Raw genomic sequence first — 24,603 nt, 5'->3', positions numbered from 1 at the left:
TTTTTTGGGGACGTCCCGGCGAGGCCGGGACATTGAGGCTAGCGCGCGATCACGCGCCGAAGCGCCACTCGCGCGTGGGCAGATATGTTTCCTTGACGACGCGAGGAGACGCCCAGCGCAGCAGGTTCAGATACGAACCGGCCTTGTCGTTCGTGCCGCTCGCGCGGCCGCCGCCGAAGGGCTGCTGGCCGATCATGGCGCCCGTGGGCTTGTCGTTGAGATAGAGATTGCCCGCCGCGTTGACCAGCACGTCCTCGGCCTGATGCAGCGCGAAGCGGTCGGTGCAGAAGATCGAGCCGGTGAGCGCGTAGGGGCTCGTCGAATCGATCAGCGCGAGCGTGTCGCTCCACGCGTTGTCTTCGTAGACGAACACCGAGAGAATCGGCCCGAACAGTTCTTCGGTCATCAGCGCGTGCTTCGGATCGCTCACTTCGAGCACGGTCGGCTCGACGAAGTAGCCCGGCTCCGACCAGGTCTTGCCGCCGCTCACGAAGCTCACGCCCGTGTCGTCCTTCGCGGCGGCCAGTACGCGGCTCAGCTTCTGGTGCGAGGCTTCGGAAATCACCGCGCCCATGAACGTGCTGAAATCGGCGACGTCGCCGACTTTCAGTTCCGCGAGACGCGCGCGCAGTTCCTCGCGCACCGCGGACCAGAGGCTGCGCGGAATGTAGGCGCGCGAGGCGGCGCTGCACTTTTGGCCTTGATAGCCGAATGCGCCGCGAATCAGCGCGATGGCCACTTCGGACGGATGCGCCGAGGCGTGCGCGAGCACGAAGTCCTTGCCGCCCGTTTCGCCGACGAGACGCGGAATCGTGCGGAACGAATCGACCTTCGAGGCGACGCCTTTCCAGAGCGACTGGAACACCGCCGATGAACCGGTGAAGTGAATGCCCGCGAGATCCGGCGAGGCCATCGCCACGCGCGTGGTGAGTTCCGCTTCGCCCGGCACGAAGTTGATGACGCCCGGCGGCAGGCCCGCTTCTTCGAGCGCTTCGAAGAAGATGTAGTTGGCGAGCGCCGACTTTTCCGAGGGCTTCCACAGCACGGTATTGCCCATGATCGCGGGCGCCGTGGTCAGATTGCCGCCGATGGCCGTGAAGTTGAACGGCGACACCGCGTAGACGAAGCCTTCGAGCGGACGCCAGTCGGCGCGGTTCGCGGCGGTCGCGACCGACATCGGCTGCTCCGCGTACACGCGCTGGGCGTTATAGGCGTTGAAGCGCAGGAAGTCGATCAGTTCGCAGGCGCTGTCCGGCTCGGCTTCCTCGACCGTCTTGCTCTGGCCGAGCATCGTCGCGGCGTTGATCTTCATGCGCGAGCGCGTCGCGATGATATCGGCGGCGCGATGCAGGATGGTCGCGCGGCTGGCGTGCGTGAGTCGGGCCCAGTCTTTCGCCACGCGCTTGCCGCTCGCGATCGCTTCCTGAATCTGCGATTCGGTCGGGCGGTGGATACGGGCGAGCAGGCGTTGCGTGTCGTGCGGCGCGCGCACTTCGACGACATCGTTCGAGTAATAGCGCTTGCCGTCGATCACGGTCGGAATCTCGACGACGTCGCGCTGTTCGAGCGCCTTGCGCAGTTCCGCTTGTGCCTGCGTGCCCGTGCCGAAATGCACTTCGGCTTCGTTCGCGGGCAGCGGGAATTGAGGACCTGAAATCACACTGGCTCCTTAAGGAAGGGGATTCGAAAACACCGCCGGCGCTGGGTTGCTCGACCGGTGCCGCGCTGGGCGCCGGTTTCCGCCGAAGGCGAGGCTCAGTGTCCAGACTAGTGGCCAGGCGGCAAACCGGGCGTTGCTAAACCGCGACTTATGCTTTGGATCGGCGCGTGTTATGGAACGGCCCTGCGCCGGGCGACTGCGCGGCGCGCGGCGCGTCTCACTCGTCGTCGGCGATACAGACTTCTTCGGGGGTGAGCGCGAGCGCCTTGGCGATGTCGCGCGAGACCTGGCGCTCGAAGGCGCGCTTGAGCAGATCGTAGAGATCGGCGGGCAGATGCCCGAGTTCATTCTCGCGCGAGGCGAGAAAGAACGAGCGGCTCAACCCTTGATACGGCCGTCCGTGCCGCGAGAACGACGAGAGCGCGACCACGCGCAGATCGGGCACGTAATGGCGCGACTGCCACAGGCAGAGCGGCGTGGTCACCGCGAAGCCGAGCCCGGCCGCGACGAGACTCAGCATCGGATCGGTGGCGTCGAATTCGCAGGTGCGCTCGATGTTTTCGGCATTGCCCGCGAGATAGGCGTCGACGTGCTGGCCAATGACCGAACGCGCGCTATAGCGGATCAGCGGGAGCTGGCGGCTCAGTTCCGTGAGCGTCGTGAAGCGGTCCACTTCGAAGCTGCGCGGCAGCACGACCACATACGGCTCCGAAAACAGCTTCTGGCGGCGGATGCCGGGCGCCTGCGAAAGCTCGGTGGTCGTCACCGCCATGTCGAGCTGGCGCGCTTCGAGCTGCGCGTCGAGCGTGGGCGTGATGCCCGACCACAAGCGGATTTGATGCGAGGTGCCCGCAAGCGCCTTGATGATGATCGGACCGATGGTCGCTGCGAACGAATCGACGCAGCCGAGGCGCACGACGACGCGCTTCGCGCGCGTGACGTTGCGCACGGCTTCGACCATCTGGTCGGCGCCTTGCAGCAGCACCGTCGCGTGTTCGAACAGACGCTGACCGGCGGCGGTGGGGCGCGCGGGGCGCGTGGCGCGATCGAGCAGCGTCGTGTCGAGAATGTTTTCGAGCGCCTTGATCCGCTGCGAAACGCCCGCTTGTGAAATGGCGAGGCGGCTGGCCGCGTCCGAGATGGAACCCGATTCGACGACGGCAACCCAGCTCGCGAGCAGGTCCCAGTCCGGGTAGTGTTCAGGTGCGCTTTCTTTCATGGTCGCCTGCGACGTGACAGCCAAAATGTTAACACGGGCGCTCGGGCGTCCCTATTAGGAATGGTACGCGTGCGTCACCTCGAAAAGCGGTCGGCCTGCATCGGATCCAGCCGCGCAGACGGGGCGGAACGCGCGGCCGGCAAGCGCGCGACGGCGCGCTCCAGCGCGTCGAGCAAGGCGTCGAGCGTGGCCGTGGCTTCGGCGGTCTCCGGTTGCTCGCTCTCGTACTCGAGCGCGGTGCGCCAGCGGCCCGCGATCTCCATTTCGATCGCGTGGATGCCGTCGCCGGGCGCGCCATAGTGCTGCGCGGCGAACACGTCCGCGACCTTGCCGTTGACGACCCACGAGCGCCCATGCTCGCCGACGGTATCGGTGAGCGCGGAAACGAGCTGCCGGTCGCATGAATGGCCGCGATGGCTGCCGATGTTGCAGTCGAGCGCGCCGCTCTGGTTGCGGTACGGCGAGAGCCAGTAGCTCGCATGCGAGACGAGCAGCAGCACGTTCGCGTGCAAGCCGCGCAGGCGCGCGACTTCCTCGGCGACGGCCGCATGAAAGGGCTGCCAGTATTGGTCGACGCGGGCTTCCACTTCACGCTCGGACGGCGGATGCGCGCCGTCGTACAGCGGCTCGCCGCGCGACGTATGCGTGCGGCACAGCCCGCTGCGGCTCAGGCGCAGCGAGAGCGGCCGGTTTTCCGTCGCCACGTTGAAGTCGATGACGCAAGGGTGATAACGTGCGCCGATCGTCGTGATGCCGCGCTTCGCGGCCAGGGCTTCGAGCGCGAGCCCGGCCGGATCGGCCCTGCGTCCCTCGACGGCCGCCCATGCCGCGTGGGACAACAGGTCGGCGGGAATGCGCGTGCCGCTATGCGGCGTGACGAGAACGACGGGAGAATCGGCACGAAAAACGTGCCCGAAAGCCTGGCTCTGCATGTTCAATACCCTCGGGTTCGCTTGTGCGATTGATTCGCCTCGCGGCGCGCGCCAGCCGTGGGCGCGGCGCGCGTTAGCCCACGGTAGCTCAACCCGATGCAAAACGCCGGTGCCTAAGCGCGCCTGTTCCTATCCATAAGCGTTGCTTACGCAAATGCGCCGACGTTCGCGCCGCGACTAGAAACGGTGACGCATGCCGACGATCGCCATGACCTGGTTTTGCGTCGTCGAGGCCGTGAGGAAGTTGATGTTCGCCACGGCTTTTCCGCCCGTGGAATCGGTGCCGGATGCGTGCTGGTAGACGGCGTCCGCGTAGACGTCGGTGCGCTTCGACAGGAAGTAATCCGCGCCGATCACGCCTTGCTGATATTGCGCGTCGTTCACGCCATAGCCCTTGGTGTAGTCGTAGGCGGCGCCGAGCAGCAGCGTCGGCGTGAGTTGATAGCGGAAGTTCGCTTCGACGTTGTGGAACTTCGCCGTGCCGCCTGCGCCCGTGGCGGGCAGGCCAGCCAGCGTGCCGATGTCCTTGAACTGCGTGTTGCTGTACACGACGCCGAAGGTCGCCGACTGATACGTGTACTGCGCGCCGGCGACGATGACCTGTTGCGACTTCGCCGAAGCGTAGCCGGAATACACGCGGCTGGCGGTCATGTTCGAGCCGGTGGTGCTCGACGTCGAGTTGTTGCCGAAGTACGAATAGTTCGGGTCCTGCACGTTGAGGTAGGAGACGCCGAGCACGAGCGGCCCGTGCGCGTAGTTCGCGCCGAGCGACCAGATCTGGTTGCGGTTGAACTGGCCCGCCACGCCGCCGAGGCTGTAGAGGCCGCCGAACGTCAGGCCGCCATACGAGAGGCTCTTGTACTTGATCGCATTGTTGACGCGGTTGGTGCCGTTGAGGTTGTCGAGATCGCCGGGGTGGGCGCCGAAATAGGGCGACCAGACGTTGGCGGCTTCGAACATGTACGTGAAGTCCGTGACGGAATCGTACTGGCGGCCGAACGTGAGCGTGCCGAGTTTCGAGGAAGACAGGCCCACGTACGCCTGGCGTCCGAATTCATCGCCGCCTTGACCCAGTTTGCCCGTGGTGATGCTGAAGCCGTTTTCGAGCACGAACAGCGCCTTGAGTCCACCGCCGAGATCTTCGTTGCCGCGCAGGCCCCAGCGGCTGCCCTGGATGTTGCCGCTGCTCATCTGATACTGGCTGTGGCCGCCCGCATTGTTGGTATAGGCGATACCGACGTCGATCAGGCCGTACAGCGTGACGGAGCTTTGGGCGTGTGCGGCCGTCGCGAAGGCGAGCGAAATAGCCGCTGCAAATAGGGTTCTTTGCATGTGTTGGTCTCTGCGATTGAAGTGGAAGGACGCCGGCGACGCCATGGGCGAGGTCAGCCGATCTCAGAGTAGGGAAGTCAAAATAGTGCGCCGTTCAAGGCCGCGTGACACTTATTCTGAAGATAAGCGCGTGTGATATTCGCGTGACAGTGCGTCTTCTCGACGAATCTCGCGAAGGGCGACGCAGCGCGAAACACCGCGCGGCGCAGCGCTCTATTCCGCGGGGCGCGTGCGCCCATTCGCATCAGCACGACGGACGGGGACGATGAGGGAAGCAAAAACGGACGCCGGCGCGTTATCGCATCGCGCGTCCTTCGATCTGGCGGAAAACGCGGTGTCCGACGCAAGCGGCACGGTGATCGCTACACTGGACGAGCGCGCTGCGCCACGAACCGATGCGCCGCCGAAAACGCCTGATGAATACCGCACGCTTGCAGGACTGCTGATTGGCGCGGCGATGCTCATTCTCGGCAACGGGCTGTTTCAAACGCTGATTCCGCTGCGGCTGGTTCAGCATGGCGCGTCGACGCTTGCCGTCGGGCTCATCCAGTCCTGCTATTACCTCGGCTTTCTGCTCGGCGCATTCACGGCGCGCCGCTTGATTGACCGCTTCGGTCAGCACCGCGTGTTTATCGCCTTCGCCGCCACGGCCACCATTCTCACGCAGGCGTTCGGCGCCTTCGATTTCGTGCCCGTACTCGCGATGATTCGCCTCGCGACGGGTTTCGCATTCATGGGCCTGTTTTCGTCGATCGAAAGCTGGATTCAAGGCACGGCGTCGAATCTCAATCGAGGACGGATATTCGGTACCTATTCGACGATCAATTATTTTTCATTGTGCACGGGGCAATTGCTGCTCAATATCTCGGACTCGGGCGGTACGACGCGATTCGCCCTGGCATCGGTGCTGTTTGCCGCCGCCATCATTCCTGTGGCGCTGCTCTCCAATTGGCCCAAAACCCAAAGTCACGATGCGATCAATCCCTCGCGCGAGCACACCTGGTTCGAAATCCTGAAGTCGTTGACGAGGGCGACGCCGCTCGCGGTCCCCGGTTGCATCCTCACGGGCTTTCTTTACAGCGGCTTTTACTCGCTGATGCCGGTATTCCTCGTTCGTGCGGGCTTTTCGACATCGCATCTCTCGCTGTTCATGGGCGCGTGCCTGCTGGGAGCGTTGATGACGCAACGGCCGATGGGACGGCTTTCCGACCGCTACCATCGGCGCGTGCTCGTGTCACGCCTCGCGCTTATGTCGACGGCATTGAGTCTGGCGCTCGTCATCTTTCATGAGGGCGTGTTTCTCTGGATTGGCGCGATTGCGTATGTCGCGGTGACGTTCACGCAATATGGACTCGTGGCCGCCGATACCAACGACCGCATCGACCCGACATTGCGCGTGGCGATTTCGTCGCTTCTGCTCGTGATGTTTTCGATTGGCGGCATGACCGGACCGGCGATCGCGTCGGTATTCATGACCGTGCTTGGCACGAAGGGGATTTTCGTTTTCAACGCGTTGTCGTGTCTGATGTTGGCATGGGCGGGTAGATGGGGCGAAAGGTCCGTATGACGCTGGCTAGCTGGCGATGGACAATTGCACCACGTGGGTAGACGACAAATCGCACACTTTGCGAAATACATATTCTCTGAACGTACCGCGATCTCGCTCACCCGCAATGGCCCGCGGGCACGATGAAGTACCACATATGTGCACTGGTTGCGTATGCACCAGACGTACAGACGCATCCGTCACGGTTCTTTCTATCGATCCGCCGAAGATGCATGGCGGTACAGACGAATATTTTGGCGACATTGACAAACTGTCGCGAGCTATATTTTGTTCGACGAAAGCGCATCCTGTCTGGTTGGAAATATGACTTTCAGCTATCCGAAATAGATGAGTCATGGGAGCGGGACGTTTATTGTCTCTTCGAGACAAAATTCATTTTGCATGAATGGTTTCTACAAAATCAGATATCCATCTAGTGTGAAAAAATGCAATATAAGATCTCCACCGCCGCGCTAATCTATGTCACCTTCGTGACAGTGTCCCATGCGCAAAGCAGCGTCACTTTGTATGGCTTGATTGACGCAGGTATCACGTACGTGCGTGGGGGCGACGAGAATGCCTGGCAAATGAGAAGCGGGGCCGTCAACGGCAGCCGCTGGGGGTTGCGTGGTTCGGAGGATCTTGGCGGTGGGTTGAAGGCCATCTTCACACTGGAGAATGGCTTTAGTATCACAAACGGCAGTGCATCCCAATCCAGTCGTATGTTCGGCAGACAGGCCTTTGTGGGCGTCGCGAGTGATCAATATGGCGCGCTTACACTTGGGCGGCAGTACGATAGTGTGGTTGACTACCTCGCACCGCTCTCGATTACCGGTACCCAGTTCGGTGGCACGACCGCAGCACACCCTTTTGATAACGATAATCTCAACAATTCAATCAGATTCAACAATACGGTCAAATACGCGAGCATCGACTATGCAGGATTCAGATTCGGCGCTACGTATTCGTTTTCAAACAGCACCGAATTCGCGAACAATCGGGCCTATAGTTTCGGTGCGTCGTACGTCTGGAGCGGTTTCACGGTGGCAGCCGGCTACCTGCAACTGAACAACGACATCACCTCGACGGTATTCTCGAATAACGGACCGAGTTCAAGCGCAAGTGGTGCGCAAACCGGGGAGTGGACCTTTCTCGCCGGGCGGCAACGTACTTTCGGCGGCGGATTGAGCTACGTCTACGGCCCCTTGACGGCTGGCCTTGTCTACACGCAGACGAATTTATCGGATGCGCTTGGCGGTGGGGTTTCTTCGGGGGCATCCGGCACGTCGGCAGGTATAGCCTTTCGCGCCAATAGCGCACGTTTCCAGAATTTCGAGGGTAACGTCAGATACGTATTGACACCGGCTATCACGCTTGCCGCGGCGTACACCTATACGCGATCTGACTTCGGAGGAGGCGTCGCCCCGATTTTCAATACTGTCTCCGCGCAAGCTGACTATGTGGTGTCAAAGCGTACGGATGTCTATTTGCAAGGCAATTATCAGCATGTGAGCCGAAATTTCGGCAACGTGCCCGCTTATCTGAACGGTCTACCCGCCACATCCAATACAACTCCAGAAAAGCAGGGCGCGGTGACGATCGGCATGCGGCATCGCTTCTGAGTCGGGTAGTTGCGAGAAAGAATCCGCGGGAAAAATGCGGTGATCTTCTCATTGACCTTGATTGAGTATCCAGACGCGCCACGTATCCCTTGCGAATTCTAATGCGCAAGCGAGGCGAGTGCGTCGCGCAGCGGCTGACTGGAGACGACGATTATTCCTCGAAAGAGCGTGTCGAGGTCCACGATCACATAGGCGACTGAGGCGATCGAAATTGCGCCCAGAGTGATGGAGACCAGCACTAAGGGGTTGCGCGGCGCCATCAATCCGAAGCTCAGAAAAATCACAAACAGCCAGAACGCAAGCGTCATGAAAAACGGCATTGAAATCGAGCTGTGGACTTCCTGTATGAGTTTCCAGTGTGCCTGCACAATGCGCCCAAACTGATCCCGGCCTTCGTCGAGTAGATCCTGATGGCTGCGGTCGTGCGCGACCAGCCGTCGCCAGGCGACGCCCGCTGACCTGAGCATCCGGTCCAGATCGACATCATCGAGATTTTCGCTCACGTCCTTGGCGGGCAGGCTCCGCGGGTAGTCGTTGCCGGGCGGTGGCGTTTCATGGCGCCAGGTGCTGGCGATAGTCGCCGCGAGATAGGCCTTCATCAGGTGACGGATAGGGTCGGCTTCGGCGCCGTACTCATACGCAGTGGCGTCGAATTGAACGATGTCGGCGGCAAGCGCCCTGAAATCATCGGACGCATTGTCGAACGTGCCCTTCGCCGAAGCGGTCATCAGACCGAGCACGAGTGCAGCGAAGGTCACGAGCATGCCGTCGACGAGTTGTACGAGCTGGACGGTCTGCTGGGCCTTGTGCTCCTCGGGCAGTAGCGGTCGTGCGAGCACACCGAGCAGCGTGCCAAGCAGCAGGAGCGACAGGACCATGATTGCGGAAGAAAACGGATACATGGCACTCCTTCCGAAAGATGCAGCATTCCCTTACTTTCGCTGATTCGTACGCATTGACCATCATTGCGCTGGGCGGATCATCACGCTGTGCCGGGACGCGCTAATACCCCCTCGTATAGATATTCAGATGGTTATTCACCGACGTGACACCCGGCACGCGCATCGCAACATCCGAGGCCTGCTGAATCTGAGGGCCGTCCGGCACGCTGCCGGACAAGGTTACGACACCGCCGCGCGCCGTGACGAACACGTTCGAGACGGCGAAATGGGGGGCTTTCGACAATGCCTTGCGTACATCGCGCGCCAGTTGCTTGTTCGTTGGCGCGGGCTGGCCAGGGCCAGCAACTGAACTCGACGTCATTGGCCCGGCACTGGCAGCTTGTGCGTGGACGTTTGGCGCCGACGTCACGCATCCCACGACGACAATCAGACTCGCGAAGCTGCATGCTTTCATAATCGTCCCTCCTGTTCGGCGGCGCCAGGTGTGAGTCAAAGATAGTCAACACTGCGCTTCAAGCAAAGTACCCCTGGTCGATTTGATATGAGCGTTTAACTACGAAACTGCTCCGCGATGAAGCACGTACATAGCGAGAAGCGGTAATACGGCTCGACCTGTCGCGACGACTGCTCAGCACTATTGGACCAAGGTCCAATATCCCGCTTTGAATGCGCGGCATATGATGGATTTGACGCTTTTCCTGCTAGCGGATTGCAGGGAGAAAGCTGATCGCGTCGCAATGGATGCTTTCGACGCGATTACGCGTTCGGCACGACGAAGTCTGCTGCCGGAAGACCGGGTTCAAACGTACGAAGTATCGGGATGCGGAAGGGGCACACCATGCACCAACCGAAAATCGTCATTGTCGGCGCGGGACTGGTTGGCGGGTCCGCTGCACTGTTTGTGGCCGTGACCATCCCCAGTGCGGAAATCGTCATCATCGACGTCGCGCGAGTGCGGGCGGAAGGGCAGGTCATGGACCTCGCTCATGCCGCTGCGTTCTGGGGGCATAACCGCTTCCATGCCGGAGACTATGACGATGCACGCGATGCGGACGTCGTCGTCATCACGGCTGGCGTCGGCGTGAAACCCGGGCAGACGCGCCTCGATCTCGCGCGTATCAACGCGGATATCGCGACGGAGATCGTGGATCGCATCTCGCCACATGCTCCTCACGCGATCTACATCATCGCCAGCAACCCCTGCGACGTATTGGCGGGCATCGTCCTCGACCGCCTTCGCTGCGCGAAGGAGCGGGTGATCAGCACGGGCACTTCGCTCGACACGGGGCGATTGCGCTCGCTTCACGGCGGCGGTTTCGCTCGGTATCCTAAGTAATATCAACGGTTGCCTGACCCAGTATGGGATCGGTTCGGGGCCGGTCATGTTCGGAGCGGGTTACGTCCCGCAGGGCCAGTGGTGGAAGGCGGGCTTTCTGATGAGCCTCCTCTATATGTTCATCTGGCTGGTGGTCGGCCCGCTTTGGTGGAAGCTGCTCTGTCACGTTTGAGAGCTATGAGCGGCGCGACCGGGCGAGTGAAATCCGCCACATCTCGCGGCGCGCATGCCTGGCGCGGAACAGAGGCGCGCGGATCTATGCGATGGGGATCTTCATTTTCCAAACGAGGTGAGCCATGAAATTCTGCCTGTCGAGTTCGTTAGCGGCGGCTGTGGCGCTCGGTGTCGTTGTCCACGCGAACGCGTACGCGAAGACCGAAGCTTGCCATCCTGCAACGGAAAAGCAGATAGCGTCACTCTTCGATCGCTGGAACGATTCGCTGAAGACCGGCGACGCGGCGAAGGTCGTGGCGAACTATGCGCCGCGTTCGATCCTGCTGCCGACCGTATCGAACAAGCCACGCGTGACCGCCGAAGAAAAGGAAGACTATTTCAAGCACTTCCTCGAACACAAACCCGTCGGTGCCATCGATTTCCGTTTCGTCATGATTGAATGCAACAGCGCTATCGACGCGGGGCTATACACCTTCAAGTACGCGGACGGTACCGTGGTCAAGGCTCGTTATACGTTTACCTACGGCTGGAACGGCCACCGTTGGCTGATCACCAGCCATCATTCGTCGGCGATGCCCGAAGGGAATTGAGCACGACTCGCGGCCTGAAACTTATCTCCGCAGAGTGATGGGCAACCGCATCGGTTGAAGGATTGGAGAAGAACAAGTCGAGCAGCGGCGCTGTTGAAAAGAGTGCTTGTTTCGCTGCACGCTGACAAATCGTATGACGGGCCGGTCGGGGTGTCAGCGAACGGACAGCAACCGGGCATCTTCGGGAGCGCCCGTGTCGACGCTCTCGTTCGTATCCGCACTTGCATATCGTCAACGGCAGCGAGCCGCTTCACTTCAACTAGGGCCGCCCCTCGCTCGGTACTTCCGATGCCTTGCTGAGTTCTCCCATGAGGATCCTTGCGATCTCGTTCGCGGGCGCGTGGCCATCGGGCGCCGACGCCGTCGTCGCCCACGTGACGATCGTCGTTTTCGTCGCCGGATCGTAGCCCATGAACGTATTGAATCCAGGTATTTCGCCTGTGTGTCCGTAAAACGTCCCGAATTTGGCAAGGCCGAGGCAGTAACTGGCGGCCGTCGGGTCCGACGGCTCGACCGACACGCAACTGGCGAGCCGTTGTGCTTGCAGATCGGCGTTCAGATAGCCACCGCCCACCATCCGTTGTACGTAGGCCGCGAGTTCCTTCACGGTCGAGATTCCTGAGCCGGCCGTCCAGGCCCAGGAGGTGTTCACGGACGTGACATCGGTGGGTTGCAGCGTCCCGTCCTTCGCGGCCGCCTGACGTTCAGGGGAGAGCGCCTCGCTATTAGTCGTCTCGGCATTGGTGCCCCACTGGTAGCCATGCGGTGCCGGCGCGGGCAGCGATGTATCGTCCTGCGGCGGAAGAAACGTATCGGTCAAACCCAGTGGCGCAAAAAGACGCGCCTTCATTGCATCTGCGGCGCTCATGCCGGTTAGCTGCTCGATGATGAGTCCGAGCAACACCGTGTTCGTATTCGAGTAGCGAAATTCGGCACCCGGCGCGAAGTACACCGGCTGGCTGAACCCGATGTCCAGCAGTTCCGTGGTGGTCCACACTTTGCCCGGCTGCGCATCGAGCGTCTGATTGAACGCGAGACTCGTCGAGTAGTTGTAGAGGCCGCTGCGCATCGTCAGCAACTGCTCGATCGTGATCTCGTCTCCGTTAGGCACGTTCGCGATGTATTTGCTGACGGGATCGCTCAGGCTCAGCTTGCCTTCCTGCACGAGTTGCAGAATCACCGTGCCAGTCCAGGTTTTCGTCACGCTGCCGACGCGAAAGTGAGCGGTCGTCGGTATCGGCGTGTTCGTGCCTCGCACTGCCGTTCCGAACGATTCGAGCCAGTCGCCGTTTGGCGATTGCACATACACGACGGCACCCGACGTCATCGTGTCTGCGAGCAAGGTGTTGATCTGGGGGCGCGCTGCAGTGGCAAATGCCGGCTCGCTCGATGTTGACGTGACGTTGCCACCGCAACCTGGAACCGTCACGCCGATTCCGGTTGCCAGTGCAATTGCGCACAAGCCACGCGAAAGCGCACGCGCGGGATACGTAGTAAAGGGCGGCATTGTCATTGCTTTTTTCCCTTCCTGATCGTGACGCTATGTCATGGTGGCCAGTCGAGCGGCTGGTTCTGCATCGCTGAATATCGGCTGCTTCACGGGCGCGCACAAACCGAACTGGGCGATGTCAGGAGATCGCGCTGCACTTCGATCTTCTTTGCGGCCGTGCTGAAGAACTATAGGAGGTGAATTGCGTATCTGGCGTGTTATTTGCAGAATCAGCTGATGCGTGCGCCGCCGTCACTCTGCAGCAGAAACTTAAGATGGCATCGTATGTGAGCGAGGGAGATACAAGAGATAGTCGCAGACGTAAAACATACAGTTGCGATCGCATCCGGGCAGTACCGGCCCGATCCGAACGTCCTGATCTCCGCGTTAAACGCGGCCTCAAATTCAGGACCCGATACGTTGCACGTTTGCCTCCCCAAACACACCTTGCTTATCGGCAGCGCCCAGCTCGCCCGAGCCCACATCCCCCTCACCACACACCATCCCAGTCGCGGCCCGACCTCGCAGGCCAATTGCCCGTCGCCGGATCGGCGCTGGTAAACCCGCAAATTGAAACCTTTGACACGCTTTTTTTTGATCTATAGCATGTATTTCATAGAAGACAGCGTCTTCTAATAGAAGACAAAAGGAGAAAGCAAGCATGGCAGTGCGTGCGTTGTCGTCAGTGCTGAAGTCCCTGGACGTGCTCGATGCGGTCGCCGCCGCTTCGCGTCCCATGTCGTTGTCCGAGATCGCGCGCGTCGTCGGCGAAGCGCGCGGCGCGACGTTGCAGCGGCTCGTTACCCTCGCGGAAGGCGGGCTCGTCGAGCAGACCGAAGCCGGCGGTTATCGGCTCACGCTGCGCATGGTCCGCTATGCGAACGCGGCGATGGAGCAGGCCAACCTGGGCGCGCGCGTCGCCGATGTGCTTCAGGACCTGGTGTCCGACAGCAACGAAACGGCCTCGCTCGCGGTGCTCGACGGCCCCGAGGCGGTGATCGTGCGGCGCGTGGAATCGCGCGGCGTGCTGCGTGCCGATCTGCGTGTGGGTGCGCATCTGAATCTCGAACTGACCGCGATGGGGCGCGTCCTCGCGACCTATGCATCGCCCGCGCAGCGCGAACGCTGGCGCGAAGCGGGCACGGCGCTGCCCGACGACGCAATGATGGAGCAGATTCGCGCCGACGGCTACGCCATCAACGGCATGACCGGCCCGCGCAGCGTGTCGGCGGTGGCGGCGCCCGTGTTCGACGAACGCGGCGACTGCGTCGCGACGGTCGCGCTTTCGGGCCCGACCGCCGGTTTCGAAATGGACGATTGCGCCGCGCTCGTCACGGCGGCCGCGCAGAACATCAATGCACGTTTGAAAGGAGACGCACAATGAGCCTCGTGCTCGATCCGCCCGCGCCGACCGGGCTGCAAGACCTCGTCAGGCAGATGCGCGCACCCGCTGAACTGATGCTGCCCGAGCGGCTGGCCGCCATTCAGCCCTCGCGCGTGAGCGCGTCGCGCTCGCTGATGACGCGCGCGCTGCGCGAACGCTGGTCGATTGTCTGCACGCGCTTCGACATCGACGCGCGCGGCAACGGCATCGCACGCTACCGCATCGACATCGGCAGTTGGCGCTTCACGTTTCCGGTGTTCTCGAAAGAGCCGTCGGCGGCGGGGCGGACGGGCCGCATCATCGGCCGCTCGTGGGACATGATGGCCGCGCTCGTCGAAGGCGACATGAGCGACGCCGCGCTGGCCGAAACGCAGCAGGAAATGCCGAAGCTTTACGAAGGGCGCGCCACGCCCGGCACGCTGATCTGGTGCCGCTCGAATCGCAGCGGGCGTTTCTTCGATCACGCGTTGCAGGCGCTGGCGGCGGGCCGTCAACCCGATGTCGCCGAGCTGGCGCAGACCTGCTATCTCATGCGCAACACGGGGCTGGATGGCAACGGCACGTTCGGCACGCGCTCGTTTCTCTCGCTGGAGGCCGATCATCCGCTGCGTGCGTCCCTGTCCGCGCAGATGCTGTGCGCCTACATGATGCGCGTGTTCGCGCAGGATCTGCTCGCGCATCTCGCGCGTGCGGCGTCGTCGAGCGCCGTCGAACTGGCCGCGCCGCTGCGTCGTTTCCTTGGCGTCGGCAACGGCTCGGCGCTGGGTCTCATGCTGTTCGTGAACAACCATCCGCGGCTCATCGACCGCTGGCTGTGGATACGCGAAGAAGCGCTGGCGCGTGCGCGCGTGCTGAAGCCGGACGCCGCGCAAATCGAAACGCTGCTGCGCCTGATCGACAAAGCGATCGTATTCCGCCGCGAAGATCGCGCCGCTTACGAACAGGTGGCGTCGAGCGACGTGGTGGCGGACGCGCTCGTCACGATACGCGCCGAGGTGCAGTTGCTGCTCGATCGCGCGCGCGCCAACGCACCGCTCGGCGCCGCGCCTTTCGCCACGCTGTGCGCGTCGCTGGCGGGCCGCGTGCATCAGGAAGGGCTGGAAACGCTGCATTCGCTGCTGATCGAACTCGTGCCCGACGAAGCGGACGCGCTCGCGCAAACGCTCGTGATCGACGAGGAACTGCGGCTCGAACCGGCCATGCGCGTAGGCCGCCTGCGCGAGATGCTGCGCCACGACTACGCCTGGGCATTCGCGATGGATCTCGACGACGAAGCCGCGCGCTACGTCTGGTACAAGTCGGTGACGGCGGAGGAACCGCGCCGCGGCCCGCGCGAGGAAGTCGGCGACGCGATCAATCTCGCGCTCGATCTGCCGCGCCAGGTCGTGCGCCTCGACGCGGAACTCGCACGCTTCGACGCGACGGCCAGCACGGCATCGTTTCTCGCCCAGCAGCCGTGGCACCGCGCCATCGTCACGCGCGTGCAGGCGCTGCACGGCACGCATTTCCATTCGCCGCACGCCGACATCATGAGCGAAGGCTTCGTGCCCGCGCACATCACGCGGCTTCTGAACGTGGGCGTGCACGGCATCGACAAGACGCGTGACTTCCTCAACCGGAACCTGCGCGGCGTGCTGTTTCATGGCGCGCCGACGCCCGAAGATCTCCAGTCCGGCCACGCCGATCCGCACTGGTTTTATCCCGCCGAACCGACTTTGTGAGCGACCCCGTGAGTAGCGAACCGATGCAATCCGATCTCATCACCGTCAGTCTGCGCGAGAGCCGCATGGTGCTCGAACGTCTCATGCAGGTGGCGCGCGTGGACGAAGGCCTGGTGCCCGCGCTGCGCGACTGCGCTCTGTATTCGACCGCGCTGGCCGACGACGGCTTTATTCATTTGACAAAACATTTAGGACAGCTTCCAAACGAGAAGGTGTCCGCTGTTTCAATCGACACGCTGAATGATGGCGTGAGGCGAGTGCGCTGCGCGGGGCTGCATGCGTGGATCGTGGCGCTCACGCTCGTCGATCTCGCCGTCGATGCGGCTCAGGCTGGTCGCGATGCCTGCTTCGTCGTGGAAGGCGCGAGCGAAGCCGGGGAACTGCGTGTGGCCAAAGCGCTCGCCCAGCCGCATGGACTCGAAGCCACGGTCGAGGTCAATGGCGACGCGCAGCGCGTGTCGTTTCGCACGGTGTTGTCGCCGGGCCAAAGCACACTCGCACGCATCGTGCAGGAAGGCCTGCGCGTCGAGCGCGCGTATTGGTGGACGCTCTTTCATCGCGCCAACGATGCGCTTGCGCCTGACTCGTACGAATCGCGCCGTCACGCGGGACCGATCATCGTCGATGCTCAAGGCCGCGTGATCGGCCGCACCGACGAGGACGAAACCGATCTCTCATTGCTCTACACCGGCGCGGCGCAGGCTGGACCGGACGCCACGTCCACTCAGGAAAACAAGGAAATCTCATGCTGATCGACGCCCTGCAATGCGGCCATTTCACACGCGAAGTCTTCGAAGACCTGCGCGCCAGCGGCTATACCTGCGTCACGCCCACGCTCGGCTTCTGGGAAGGCACGCTCGAATCGATGGACGCGATCGGACGCTGGCGCGACTTCGCGCGCGAATGCGCGGATCTCATCGTCATCGCACGCAAGAGCGCGGATATCCGTCGCGCCGATGAAGAGGGCAAGCTCGCCGTCGTGCTCGGCTATCAGAACAGCAATCTGTTCGAGGACCGACTCGCGTATGTCGAACTGTTCGCGGACATGGGCGTGCGCGTCGTGCAGCTCACCTATAACAACCAGAACGAACTCGGCGGCAGTTGCTACGAGGCGCAGGACAGCGGGCTTGCGCGCTTCGGCCGCGAAGTGGTGCGCGAGATGAATCGCGCGGGCATCGTGATCGATTGTTCGCATGTCGGCGATCGCACGACGCTCGACGCCATCGAATGGTCGGAAAAGCCGGTCGCGATCACGCACGCCAATGCACGCTCGATTTTCGATCACAAGCGCAACAAGAGCGATGCCGTGCTGCGCGCGCTGGTGCAGAACGGCGGTGTGATCGGCTGCGTGGCGTATCGCAACATCACGCCGCAGGACGCCTGCACGACCGTCGATGCGTGGTGCCAGATGGTCGCGCGCACGGTCGAGCTTACGTCGATCGACAGCGTGGGGATCGGCACCGACTACAGCCACAACACCGGCCAACCCGATCTCGACTGGATGCGCAAGGGCCGCTGGACGCGTTCGGTGCAGTACGGCGCGGGGTCGGCGGCGAATCCGGGCAAGACGCCGAAGCCCGACTGGCTCAAGAGCGCGGGCGAACTGAACAAGGTGCACGACGGCCTGCGCCGCGTCGGCTTCAACGCCGAGGAAGTGCACAAGCTCACGGCAGGCAACTGGCTGCGTCTCTATCAGGCCGTGTTCGGCTGAACGCAACACGATCCACCTTCCAATCAAGGGGTTTCAGCATGAAGAGTGACGACGACAAGGCGTTCGATCCGACCATCTCGCGGCGCGGTTTTCTGCGCGCCGCCGCCGCGGGCTCGGCGCTCGTGGCCGCGCCGTGGGTGCGCCGCGCGGCAGCCGCCGACGACAACATGCTCTACGTGAACACGTGGGGCGGAAACTGGGAAGCGGCCGCGCGCCAATACCTGTTCGACCCGTTCACGAAGGACACGGGCGTGCAGATTCGCACGGTCTCGCCGATCTCGTTCGCGAAGCTCGCGGCGCAGGTGCGCAACGGCACGTATCAGTTCGATGTGACGACGCTCGGCGTCACCGACACCGCGCGCGCCAATGCCGCGAAACTGATCGAACCGGCCCAGGGCAATCTCGACGAACACGCGCTGTGGCCCGGCGCGATCTACGAAAACGGGCTAGCCACGCATGCGTTCGCGAACCAGATCGCGTATCAGAAGGATGCGTTCGGCGGCGGGGCGATCCGCAACTGGACGGACTTCTGGAACATCAAGGCGTACCCCGGCGCACGCAGTCTGCAACGCTATCCGACGCGCGTGCTGGCCTACGCGCTGCTCGCCGACGGCGTGCCGTCCGAGCATCTGTTTCCCTACGATCTCGACCGTGCGTTCCGCGCGCTCGACCGGCTCAAGCCTGCGATTCGCGTGTGGTGGACCGAAGGCCCGCAATCGCAGCAGTTGCTGCGCGACGGCGAGGTGAAGGCCATCGCCATCTGGAACGACTACGCGAAGACGGTGAAGGACACGTCGAAGACGCCGATCGAAATCGTCTGGAATCAGGCCGTGATCGACAAGGGCTGCTGGGTGGTGGCGAAGGGCACGCCGCGCGCGAAGAACGCGTGGCGTCTCGTGCAGCACATCGCCAACAATCCCTCGGGTCTTGCGCATTTCAATGCGACGGATGGCTCGGGGCCGCTCAACCCGAAGGCGTTCGACTACATGGATGCCGCGACGAAGCAAAACGCGCCGACGCTGCCCGAGCACATGCAGCAGGCCGTCGTGCTCGACGGCGTGAAGCTGCTGCCGCAACTCGATCAGATCGCGTCGCGCTTCGACCGCTGGATGACGCTCTGACGCCGGCCTGGCCTTTCCTTGCGCGCGCGTCACGCGTCGCGCGCGCAATCTTCATCCTGGAGTTCAACCTTGGCTGACTCGACCCTTTCGACCATGCCGATCGTCGACGAAGCGGCGCAGGCCGCCGCCACGCAAGCGCAGCGCGAGCACGCGGACCGTCGGCCCAATCCGTGGCTGCTGTACGTGCCCGCGCTGGTGTTTCTTGCCGTGTTCTTCGTCGTGCCGCTCGGCTATGTGATTTATATGAGCGTGAGCGAGCCGACCTTCGGCTTCGGCAATTTCGTCGATCTGCTGGGCTCCGCGCATTTTCGCAGCGTGCTTGTGCATACCTTCCTCACGTCGGCGTTCGTGACGGTGTGCGCGCTCGTCTGCGCGTATCCGCTCGCTTATGTCGCGGCGACGGGTTCGGCCTTCGTTTCGCGGCTCATGCTGACCGTGCTCGCGCTCAGTTTCTGGACGAGCTTTCTCGTCAAGACCTACGCGTGGATGGTGATCCTCGGCGTGAGCGGGCCACTCTCCGCACTGCTCGAAACCTTCGGCTGGCGGCCCGCGCCGCACATGCTGTTCACCTCGTTCAGTTCGACGCTGGCGATGACGCATGCGCTCGTGCCGTTCATGGCCATGGCGCTCTACGCGGTGATGAAGCGTATCGACGTGCGGCTCATGCGTGCTGCCGAAAGCCTCGGTGCACGACCGTGGCGCGCGTTTCGCGAGGTGTGGCTGCCGCTGAGCGCGCCTGGCATCGTCAACGGCTGCACGCTCGTATTCATCACGTCGCTGGGCTTCTATGTGATGCCTGCGTTGCTCGGCAGTCCGCACGACCAGATGATCTCGGGCGTGGTGGGCGACCAGATCGAACAGGTGCTCGATTTCGGCATGGCGTCGGCGATGTCGATCGTGCTGCTCGTGGTCACGCTCGCCGTGTTCGCGTTGTACCACCGTTTTGTCGGCCTCGACCGGCTCTGGAAGTGACGCCATGAAAAAGCCTGTGCAGATTCTCGCCTGCCTCATCGCGCTCGTGCTGCTTGCACCGCTCGCGATCGTCGTGCCGATGTCGTTCAGTTCGGCGGCGTCGCTCGAATTTCCGCCGCCGGGCTGGTCGGCGGCCAGCTACGCGCGCTTCTTCGCATCGCCCGACTGGATGGGCTCGCTGTGGCACAGCGTGTTCATCGCGACGTGCGCGACGCTGATCGCACTGACGCTCGCGATTCCCGCTTCGTTTGCACTCGTGCGCCACACATTTTTCGGGCGCGGCGCGTTCAACCTGTTGCTCATGATGCCGATGATCGTCCCGCAGATCGTCATGGCGCTCGGCTATTACACCTATTTCGGAGAACTGCGCATGAGCCAGAGTTTCGCGGCGCTGATCATCGCACATGCGTGCCTGGCGCTGCCGGTCGCGACGCTGATCCTGACGGCCGCCATTAAATCGTTCGATCGCAATCTCGAACGCGCGGCGATGAATCTCGGCGCGCGACCGCTGCGCACGTTCTTTCTCGTCACGCTGCCCGTGCTGCGTCCGGCCGTGCTGGTCGCCGCGTTGTTCTCGTTTATCCAGTCGTTCGACGAAGCCGTGATCGCCGTGTTTCTCTCCGGCCCCGACACCGGCACGCTGCCGCGCCAGATGTTCAACAGCTTCCGCATGGAAGCCGATCCGGTGATCTCCGCGGCGTCGTCGTTTCTGCTCGCGCTCGTGTGTGCCGCGATTTTCGCGCCGCTCGCGGTGCGGCTCGTGCGCCGCCGCCTGCCAGGCGCGGCGGTCGTGCCGCAAGCCGCACGCTCCTGAAGCGCCGATTCGAAGCTCGCTCAAAAAACTGATTCAAAGCTGTTCGCCCTTTATTCGTTGAGGTCCCCATGCAAGCCCGCTCCCTCACGCTCGATCAGGTCAGCAAGACCTACGATGGTCAGCATCGCGCCGTCGATCGCGTATCGCTCGACATTCAGCCTGGCGAGTTCGTGTCTTTTCTCGGGCCGTCCGGCTCGGGCAAGACCACCACGCTGATGATGATCGCCGGCTTCGAGCACGCCAGTTCCGGTGCGATCCGCATCGCCGGACGCGCGATCGACAACGTGCCGGCCTATGCGCGCAACATCGGCATGGTGTTCCAGAACTACGCGCTGTTTCCGCACCTGAGCGTGGCCGATAACGTCGCGTTTCCGCTGCGCATGCGCGGCGTGGCGAAGGCCGAGAAAAAGCGCCGCGTAACGACCGCGCTGGAGATGGTCGGTCTGGGCGCTTACGCGTCGCGTCATCCTGCGGCGCTGTCGGGCGGCCAGCAGCAGCGCGTGGCGCTCGCTCGCGCGCTCGTGTTCGAGCCCGACGTGGTGTTGCTCGACGAACCGCTCGGCGCGCTCGACAAGGCGATGCGCGAACACATGCAGATCGAACTCAAGCGCATCCACCGCGACCTGGGCGTGACGATGATCTACGTGACGCACGACCAGACCGAGGCGATGACGATGTCCGACCGCATCGCGGTCTTCAACGCGGGCCGTATCGAGCAGATCGGCACGCCCGACGAAGTCTATTTCGAACCGGCGACGCGCTTCGTTGCGTCGTTCGTCGGCGACAGCAATCTGTTCGAGGGCCACGCGCTCGGCGAAGGGCGCTTCGCGCTGCCGGGCGGCGACTTCACCGGCCGCAAGCGCTTCGACGCCGCGCCGGGCGCGAAGGTCGACGTGCTGTTGCGTCCCGAGATGATTCATTGCGGCGAAGCGGTCACGCGCAATCAGTGCGATGTGCAGCGCCAGTTGCTGATCGAAACGATGGTGAATTACGGCGACAGCGTGCTGCTGAGCGGCCGTTGCGACGACACCGCCTTGCGCGTGCGCGTGCGGGGTCCTGAAGCGCGCGAACTGGCACCCGGCGCGCGCTGCGCGGTGGGCTGGAAGTCATCGGATCTGCACGTGGTGGTGTGACGCCACTGGCGCGTGCTGTCCGCATCGATCGAATCTCCCTGTTTTAGCGAAGTAAAAAAGGAATCGCGTATGAACGCCCCTCACGAAACGCTCGCGCAAAGCGCGCTCCAACGCAGCGACGCCGCGCACCTGCTGCATCCCTACACGAACCTGAGCCTGCACGAAAGCGTGGGCGCGCACGTCATCACCGGCGGCGACGGCATTCATGTGATCGACGAGCAGGGCAACCGCTATATCGAAGGCCTGGCGGGTCTCTTTTGCGCGGGCCTGGGTTTCAGCGAGGAACGTCTCGTGGAAGCCGCCGTGCGCCAGATGCGCGCGATGCCGTTCTATCATTCGTTCGCGCACAAATCGACGGCGCCGACGATCGAACTCGCCGAAAAGCTGCTGGCGCTCGCGCCCGTGCCGATGGCGAAAGCCTTCTTCGCGAACTCCGGTTCCGAGGCCAACGACACCGCCGTGAAGCTGATCTGGTATTACAACAACGCGATCGGCCGTCCGCAAAAGAAGAAGATCATTTCGCGGCTGCGTGCCTATCACGGGGTGACCGTGGCATCGGCGAGTCTCACGGGGCTGCCGCTCAATCATCGCGATTTCGATCTGCCGATTCAGGGCGTTCTGCACACGATGTGCCCGCATTACTATCGCCATGGTCTGCCGGGCGAGAGCGAGGAGGCCTTTGCGAGCCGCTGCGCCGACGAGCTCGAAGCGCTGATCCTGCGCGAAGGCCCGGACACCGTGGCGGCGTTTTTCGCGGAGCCGGTGATGGTGTCGGGCGGCGTGATCGTGCCGCCGAAGACCTACTTCGAAAAAGTGCAGGCGGTCCTGCGCAAGTACGACATCCTGTTTGTCGCCGACGAAGTGATTTGCGGCTTCGGGCGCACGGGCAACTGGTTCGGCTCGCAGACGTTCGGCATCGAACCGGACATGATCAGCGTGGCCAAGCAGCTTTCGGCCGCTTATATGCCGATCTCGGCGCTGCTCATCAACGAGAAGATCGAGCGTGTGCTCGTCGCGCAGAGTGCGAAGCTCGGTTCGTTCTCGCATGGCTTCACGTATGGCGGTCATCCGGTTGCGGCGGCCGTGGCGCTCGAAGCGCTGAAGATTTACGAGGAGCGCGATATCGTCGGCCACGTCCGGCGAGTGACGCCGCGTTTCGAGCAGGGCATCGCGCGGCTGGGCGCGCATCCGCTGATCGGCGAAGCGCGCGTGAGCGGACTCGTGGCAGGGCTCGAATTCGTGCGCAACAAGGACACGCGCGAGAACTTCGCGCCGCAGGCGGGCGTGGCCGCGTTCGCGGGCCAGCGCGCGCGTACCCACGGCGTCATCACGCGCGCGCTCGGCGACACGCTGAGCCTGTGCCCCGCGATGATCATCGACGAGACGCAGATCGACGAACTGATCGGACGCATCGAACGCGCGCTCGACGACGCGCTGGTCTATGCACGCGAGCGCGGCCATGTCGACTTCTGAACGCGTGCTTCACCCGTCGCCCTACGAAACGCTCGCGCTGTTTATCGACGGGCAATGGAAGACGGACGCGCGCGAAGGCGAGGAGGTGTTCGATCCCGCGACGGAGCGCGCGATCGGCTGGCTGCCGCACGCCGACGATGCCGACGTGAGCGCGGCGCTCGCCGCAGCGCAACGGGCATTCACGCAGTGGCGTGACACTTCGGCCTACGAACGATCGCGTGTGCTGCGCCGATTCGGCGAGCGCGTACTCGAAACCGCCGCGGACATCGCGGTGAACGTCGTGCGCGATCAAGGCAAGCCGCTCGATGAGGCGCTGGCTGAAGTGCGCTTCGCCGCTGATCACATCTTCTGGCATGCGGAGGAGTGCCGCCGCATTTACGGACGCGAGATTCCCTCGCGCGACGTGCGTGTGCAGCAGCGCGTCGTGCGCGAGCCTGTGGGCGTGTGCGTCGCCTTTACGCCATGGAATTTTCCGTTCAGCCAGGCGGTGCGCAAGGTGTGCGCGGCGCTTGGCGCGGGCTGCACGCTCGTGCTCAAGGGGCCGGAGGAGGCGCCTTCGGCCGTGGTCGCGCTCGCCCGCGCATTGCAGGAAGCGGGCTTGCCCGACGGCTGTCTGAACCTGCTGTGGGGACGGCCGCCGGTATTGTCCGCGCGGCTGATTGCCGACGACGTGGTGCGCAAGGTCTCGTTCACCGGCTCGGTCGAAGTCGGCAAGCAGCTTGCGGCGCTCGCGGGCCGTCACATGAAGCGCTCGACGATGGAACTGGGCGGGCATGCCCCCGTGCTCGTGTTCGCCGATGCCGACATCGACGCCTGCGCACGCGCGCTCGCGGTGCAGAAGCTGCGCAACGCGGGGCAGGTCTGCATTTCGCCGACGCGCTTTTACGTCGAGCGGCCCGCGTATGCGCGGTTCGTCGACGTCTTCACCGAGGCGATGCGGAGCACGCGCGTAGGTGTCGGCGACGAATTTGGCGTACAGATGGGCCCGCTATGCCATGCACGCCGCGTGCACGCAATGCAGAGTCTCGTCGACGACGCGCTCGCTCAAGGCGCCACGCTTGCGATGGGCGGCACGCGACTGCGCGAGCGCGGCCATTTCTATGCGCCGACCGTGCTGTGCGGCGACTTGAGCCGGGCGCGCGTCATGCGGGAGGAGCCGTTCGGCCCGCTCGCGGCCGTGGTGCCGTTCGACAGCGTCGACGGCGTGATCGAGGCGGCGAACGCGCTGCCGTTCGGCCTTGCCTCCTATGTGTTCACGCGATCGGCGGCGCATGCGCAACATACGGCGCGTCGGCTGAAGGCGGGCATGGTGAGCGTGAATCACTTCGGCCTGGCCTTGCCGGAAACGCCGTTTGGCGGCCTGCACGACAGCGGCTACGGCAGTGAAGGCGGTAGTGAAACATTCGATGGCTATCTCGCTACGCGCTTTATCACGCAGTTCGAATCCTTGCCGTAATTTTTTCGCCGACACT

Annotated in this window: 22 protein-coding genes; 15 read left to right on the top strand and 7 right to left on the bottom strand. The window is 63.1% G+C overall.

Features of this window, described 5'->3' with window-relative positions; genetic code table 11:
* Window positions 1–49 precede the first annotated feature (49 nt).
* The 4 genes from pruA to U4Y88_RS32285 all read right to left on the bottom strand — a co-directional run bounded on the left by pruA (window position 50) and on the right by U4Y88_RS32285 (window position 5,143).
* Window positions 50–1,660: an L-glutamate gamma-semialdehyde dehydrogenase gene (pruA, locus tag U4Y88_RS32300; RefSeq protein ID WP_224012162.1), complete on the bottom strand. Its 1,611-nt coding sequence runs from the start codon at window positions 1,658–1,660 to the stop codon at window positions 50–52.
* 217 nt (window positions 1,661–1,877) lie between these two features.
* Complete coding sequence (locus U4Y88_RS32295) at window positions 1,878–2,879, bottom strand: LysR family transcriptional regulator (protein ID WP_224012161.1); 1,002 nt, start codon at window positions 2,877–2,879, stop codon at window positions 1,878–1,880.
* A gap of 74 nt (window positions 2,880–2,953) precedes the next feature.
* A complete protein-coding gene (locus tag U4Y88_RS32290; protein ID WP_321788882.1) occupies window positions 2,954–3,811 on the bottom strand; it encodes an N-formylglutamate amidohydrolase in 858 nt (285 codons plus the stop codon).
* 177 nt (window positions 3,812–3,988) lie between these two features.
* Complete coding sequence (locus U4Y88_RS32285; protein WP_321788880.1) at window positions 3,989–5,143, bottom strand: porin; 1,155 nt, start codon at window positions 5,141–5,143, stop codon at window positions 3,989–3,991.
* A gap of 265 nt (window positions 5,144–5,408) precedes the next feature.
* On the opposite strand from U4Y88_RS32285, the gene U4Y88_RS32280 reads away from it, so the two are divergent.
* Both U4Y88_RS32280 and U4Y88_RS32275 read left to right on the top strand, forming a co-directional pair.
* Entirely contained in the window at window positions 5,409–6,710 is a 1,302-nt protein-coding gene (locus tag U4Y88_RS32280; RefSeq protein ID WP_321788878.1) for an MFS transporter, read from the top strand.
* A gap of 425 nt (window positions 6,711–7,135) precedes the next feature.
* Window positions 7,136–8,311, top strand: coding sequence for a porin (locus U4Y88_RS32275; protein WP_321788876.1), 1,176 nt, complete (start codon window positions 7,136–7,138; stop codon window positions 8,309–8,311).
* 98 nt (window positions 8,312–8,409) lie between these two features.
* Here U4Y88_RS32275 and U4Y88_RS32270 read toward each other — a convergent pair whose 3' ends face one another.
* On the bottom strand, window positions 8,410–9,213 hold the full coding sequence (locus U4Y88_RS32270; protein WP_310632114.1) for a hypothetical protein: 804 nt from the start codon (window positions 9,211–9,213) through the stop codon (window positions 8,410–8,412).
* 100 nt (window positions 9,214–9,313) lie between these two features.
* Entirely contained in the window at window positions 9,314–9,667 is a 354-nt protein-coding gene (locus U4Y88_RS32265; protein WP_321788874.1) for a BON domain-containing protein, read from the bottom strand.
* Window positions 9,668–10,051: 384 nt separating this feature from the next.
* Here U4Y88_RS32265 and U4Y88_RS32260 point away from each other — a divergent pair, with 384 nt between their 5' ends.
* The 3 genes from U4Y88_RS32260 to U4Y88_RS32250 all read left to right on the top strand — a co-directional run bounded on the left by U4Y88_RS32260 (window position 10,052) and on the right by U4Y88_RS32250 (window position 11,313).
* Window positions 10,052–10,549 carry a lactate/malate family dehydrogenase gene (locus U4Y88_RS32260; protein ID WP_321788872.1) on the top strand — a complete coding sequence of 166 codons (498 nt, stop codon included), beginning with the start codon at window positions 10,052–10,054 and terminating at the stop codon, window positions 10,547–10,549.
* Window positions 10,539–10,721, top strand: coding sequence for an anion permease (locus tag U4Y88_RS32255; protein WP_321788943.1), 183 nt, complete (start codon window positions 10,539–10,541; stop codon window positions 10,719–10,721). The genes U4Y88_RS32260 and U4Y88_RS32255 overlap by 11 nt, the downstream gene beginning before the upstream one ends.
* A gap of 124 nt (window positions 10,722–10,845) precedes the next feature.
* Window positions 10,846–11,313, top strand: a complete 468-nt coding sequence (locus U4Y88_RS32250; RefSeq protein ID WP_321788870.1) for a nuclear transport factor 2 family protein — start codon at window positions 10,846–10,848, stop codon at window positions 11,311–11,313.
* Between the two features lie 259 nt (window positions 11,314–11,572).
* Here the strand turns inward: U4Y88_RS32250 and U4Y88_RS32245 are convergent, their stop codons facing one another.
* The gene (locus U4Y88_RS32245) at window positions 11,573–12,826 is read right to left on the bottom strand and encodes a serine hydrolase domain-containing protein (protein ID WP_321788868.1); all 1,254 of its coding nucleotides are present in this window, start codon (window positions 12,824–12,826) and stop codon (window positions 11,573–11,575) included.
* 637 nt (window positions 12,827–13,463) lie between these two features.
* Between U4Y88_RS32245 and U4Y88_RS32240 the strand changes: the two genes are divergently transcribed.
* From U4Y88_RS32240 to U4Y88_RS32195, 10 genes are all read left to right on the top strand, one after another.
* Window positions 13,464–14,186, top strand: coding sequence for an IclR family transcriptional regulator (locus U4Y88_RS32240; protein ID WP_224012150.1), 723 nt, complete (start codon window positions 13,464–13,466; stop codon window positions 14,184–14,186).
* The gene (locus U4Y88_RS32235) at window positions 14,183–15,907 is read left to right on the top strand and encodes a hypothetical protein (RefSeq protein WP_321788866.1); all 1,725 of its coding nucleotides are present in this window, start codon (window positions 14,183–14,185) and stop codon (window positions 15,905–15,907) included. The genes U4Y88_RS32240 and U4Y88_RS32235 overlap by 4 nt, the downstream gene beginning before the upstream one ends.
* Window positions 15,908–15,930: 23 nt before the next feature.
* Window positions 15,931–16,659, top strand: a complete 729-nt coding sequence (locus U4Y88_RS32230; RefSeq protein WP_321788864.1) for a hypothetical protein — start codon at window positions 15,931–15,933, stop codon at window positions 16,657–16,659.
* Window positions 16,653–17,618, top strand: coding sequence for a dipeptidase (locus U4Y88_RS32225; protein WP_321788862.1), 966 nt, complete (start codon window positions 16,653–16,655; stop codon window positions 17,616–17,618). Before U4Y88_RS32230 ends, U4Y88_RS32225 begins: the two co-directional genes overlap by 7 nt.
* A 38-nt stretch (window positions 17,619–17,656) precedes the next feature.
* Complete coding sequence (locus U4Y88_RS32220) at window positions 17,657–18,739, top strand: extracellular solute-binding protein (RefSeq protein WP_321788861.1); 1,083 nt, start codon at window positions 17,657–17,659, stop codon at window positions 18,737–18,739.
* Between the two features lie 69 nt (window positions 18,740–18,808).
* Entirely contained in the window at window positions 18,809–19,711 is a 903-nt protein-coding gene (locus U4Y88_RS32215; RefSeq protein ID WP_321788858.1) for an ABC transporter permease, read from the top strand.
* A gap of 4 nt (window positions 19,712–19,715) precedes the next feature.
* On the top strand, window positions 19,716–20,525 hold the full coding sequence (locus U4Y88_RS32210) for an ABC transporter permease (RefSeq protein ID WP_321788856.1): 810 nt from the start codon (window positions 19,716–19,718) through the stop codon (window positions 20,523–20,525).
* A 68-nt stretch (window positions 20,526–20,593) separates the two neighbouring features.
* On the top strand, window positions 20,594–21,658 hold the full coding sequence (locus U4Y88_RS32205; RefSeq protein WP_321788855.1) for an ABC transporter ATP-binding protein: 1,065 nt from the start codon (window positions 20,594–20,596) through the stop codon (window positions 21,656–21,658).
* Window positions 21,659–21,727: 69 nt separating this feature from the next.
* On the top strand, window positions 21,728–23,131 hold the full coding sequence (locus tag U4Y88_RS32200) for an aspartate aminotransferase family protein (RefSeq protein WP_321788853.1): 1,404 nt from the start codon (window positions 21,728–21,730) through the stop codon (window positions 23,129–23,131).
* Window positions 23,118–24,587: an NAD-dependent succinate-semialdehyde dehydrogenase gene (locus U4Y88_RS32195; RefSeq protein WP_321788851.1), complete on the top strand. Its 1,470-nt coding sequence runs from the start codon at window positions 23,118–23,120 to the stop codon at window positions 24,585–24,587. Before U4Y88_RS32200 ends, U4Y88_RS32195 begins: the two co-directional genes overlap by 14 nt.
* The last annotated feature ends 16 nt before the right edge of the window (window positions 24,588–24,603 follow it).

Origin of the sequence: Paraburkholderia sp. J94 (assembly GCF_905220285.1) — a bacterium.
Classification (GTDB): Bacteria; Pseudomonadota; Gammaproteobacteria; order Burkholderiales; family Burkholderiaceae; genus Paraburkholderia; species Paraburkholderia tropica_A.
Note: the sequence above shows the minus strand (reverse complement) of the source record. Positions and strands in the feature narration are given on the sequence as shown.

Coding starts and splice junctions, on each gene's coding strand:
- U4Y88_RS32295 (WP_224012161.1), bottom strand. CDS start 2,879: ATGAAAGAAAGCGCACCTGAACACTACCCGGACTGGGACCTGCTCGCG.
- U4Y88_RS32290 (WP_321788882.1), bottom strand. CDS start 3,811: ATGCAGAGCCAGGCTTTCGGGCACGTTTTTCGTGCCGATTCTCCCGTC.
- U4Y88_RS32285 (WP_321788880.1), bottom strand. CDS start 5,143: ATGCAAAGAACCCTATTTGCAGCGGCTATTTCGCTCGCCTTCGCGACG.
- U4Y88_RS32280 (WP_321788878.1), top strand. CDS start 5,409: ATGAGGGAAGCAAAAACGGACGCCGGCGCGTTATCGCATCGCGCGTCC.
- U4Y88_RS32275 (WP_321788876.1), top strand. CDS start 7,136: ATGCAATATAAGATCTCCACCGCCGCGCTAATCTATGTCACCTTCGTG.
- U4Y88_RS32270 (WP_310632114.1), bottom strand. CDS start 9,213: ATGTATCCGTTTTCTTCCGCAATCATGGTCCTGTCGCTCCTGCTGCTT.
- U4Y88_RS32265 (WP_321788874.1), bottom strand. CDS start 9,667: ATGAAAGCATGCAGCTTCGCGAGTCTGATTGTCGTCGTGGGATGCGTG.
- U4Y88_RS32260 (WP_321788872.1), top strand. CDS start 10,052: ATGCACCAACCGAAAATCGTCATTGTCGGCGCGGGACTGGTTGGCGGG.
- U4Y88_RS32250 (WP_321788870.1), top strand. CDS start 10,846: ATGAAATTCTGCCTGTCGAGTTCGTTAGCGGCGGCTGTGGCGCTCGGT.
- U4Y88_RS32245 (WP_321788868.1), bottom strand. CDS start 12,826: ATGACAATGCCGCCCTTTACTACGTATCCCGCGCGTGCGCTTTCGCGT.
- U4Y88_RS32240 (WP_224012150.1), top strand. CDS start 13,464: ATGGCAGTGCGTGCGTTGTCGTCAGTGCTGAAGTCCCTGGACGTGCTC.
- U4Y88_RS32235 (WP_321788866.1), top strand. CDS start 14,183: ATGAGCCTCGTGCTCGATCCGCCCGCGCCGACCGGGCTGCAAGACCTC.
- U4Y88_RS32230 (WP_321788864.1), top strand. CDS start 15,931: ATGCAATCCGATCTCATCACCGTCAGTCTGCGCGAGAGCCGCATGGTG.
- U4Y88_RS32225 (WP_321788862.1), top strand. CDS start 16,653: ATGCTGATCGACGCCCTGCAATGCGGCCATTTCACACGCGAAGTCTTC.
- U4Y88_RS32220 (WP_321788861.1), top strand. CDS start 17,657: ATGAAGAGTGACGACGACAAGGCGTTCGATCCGACCATCTCGCGGCGC.
- U4Y88_RS32210 (WP_321788856.1), top strand. CDS start 19,716: ATGAAAAAGCCTGTGCAGATTCTCGCCTGCCTCATCGCGCTCGTGCTG.
- U4Y88_RS32205 (WP_321788855.1), top strand. CDS start 20,594: ATGCAAGCCCGCTCCCTCACGCTCGATCAGGTCAGCAAGACCTACGAT.
- U4Y88_RS32200 (WP_321788853.1), top strand. CDS start 21,728: ATGAACGCCCCTCACGAAACGCTCGCGCAAAGCGCGCTCCAACGCAGC.
- U4Y88_RS32195 (WP_321788851.1), top strand. CDS start 23,118: ATGTCGACTTCTGAACGCGTGCTTCACCCGTCGCCCTACGAAACGCTC.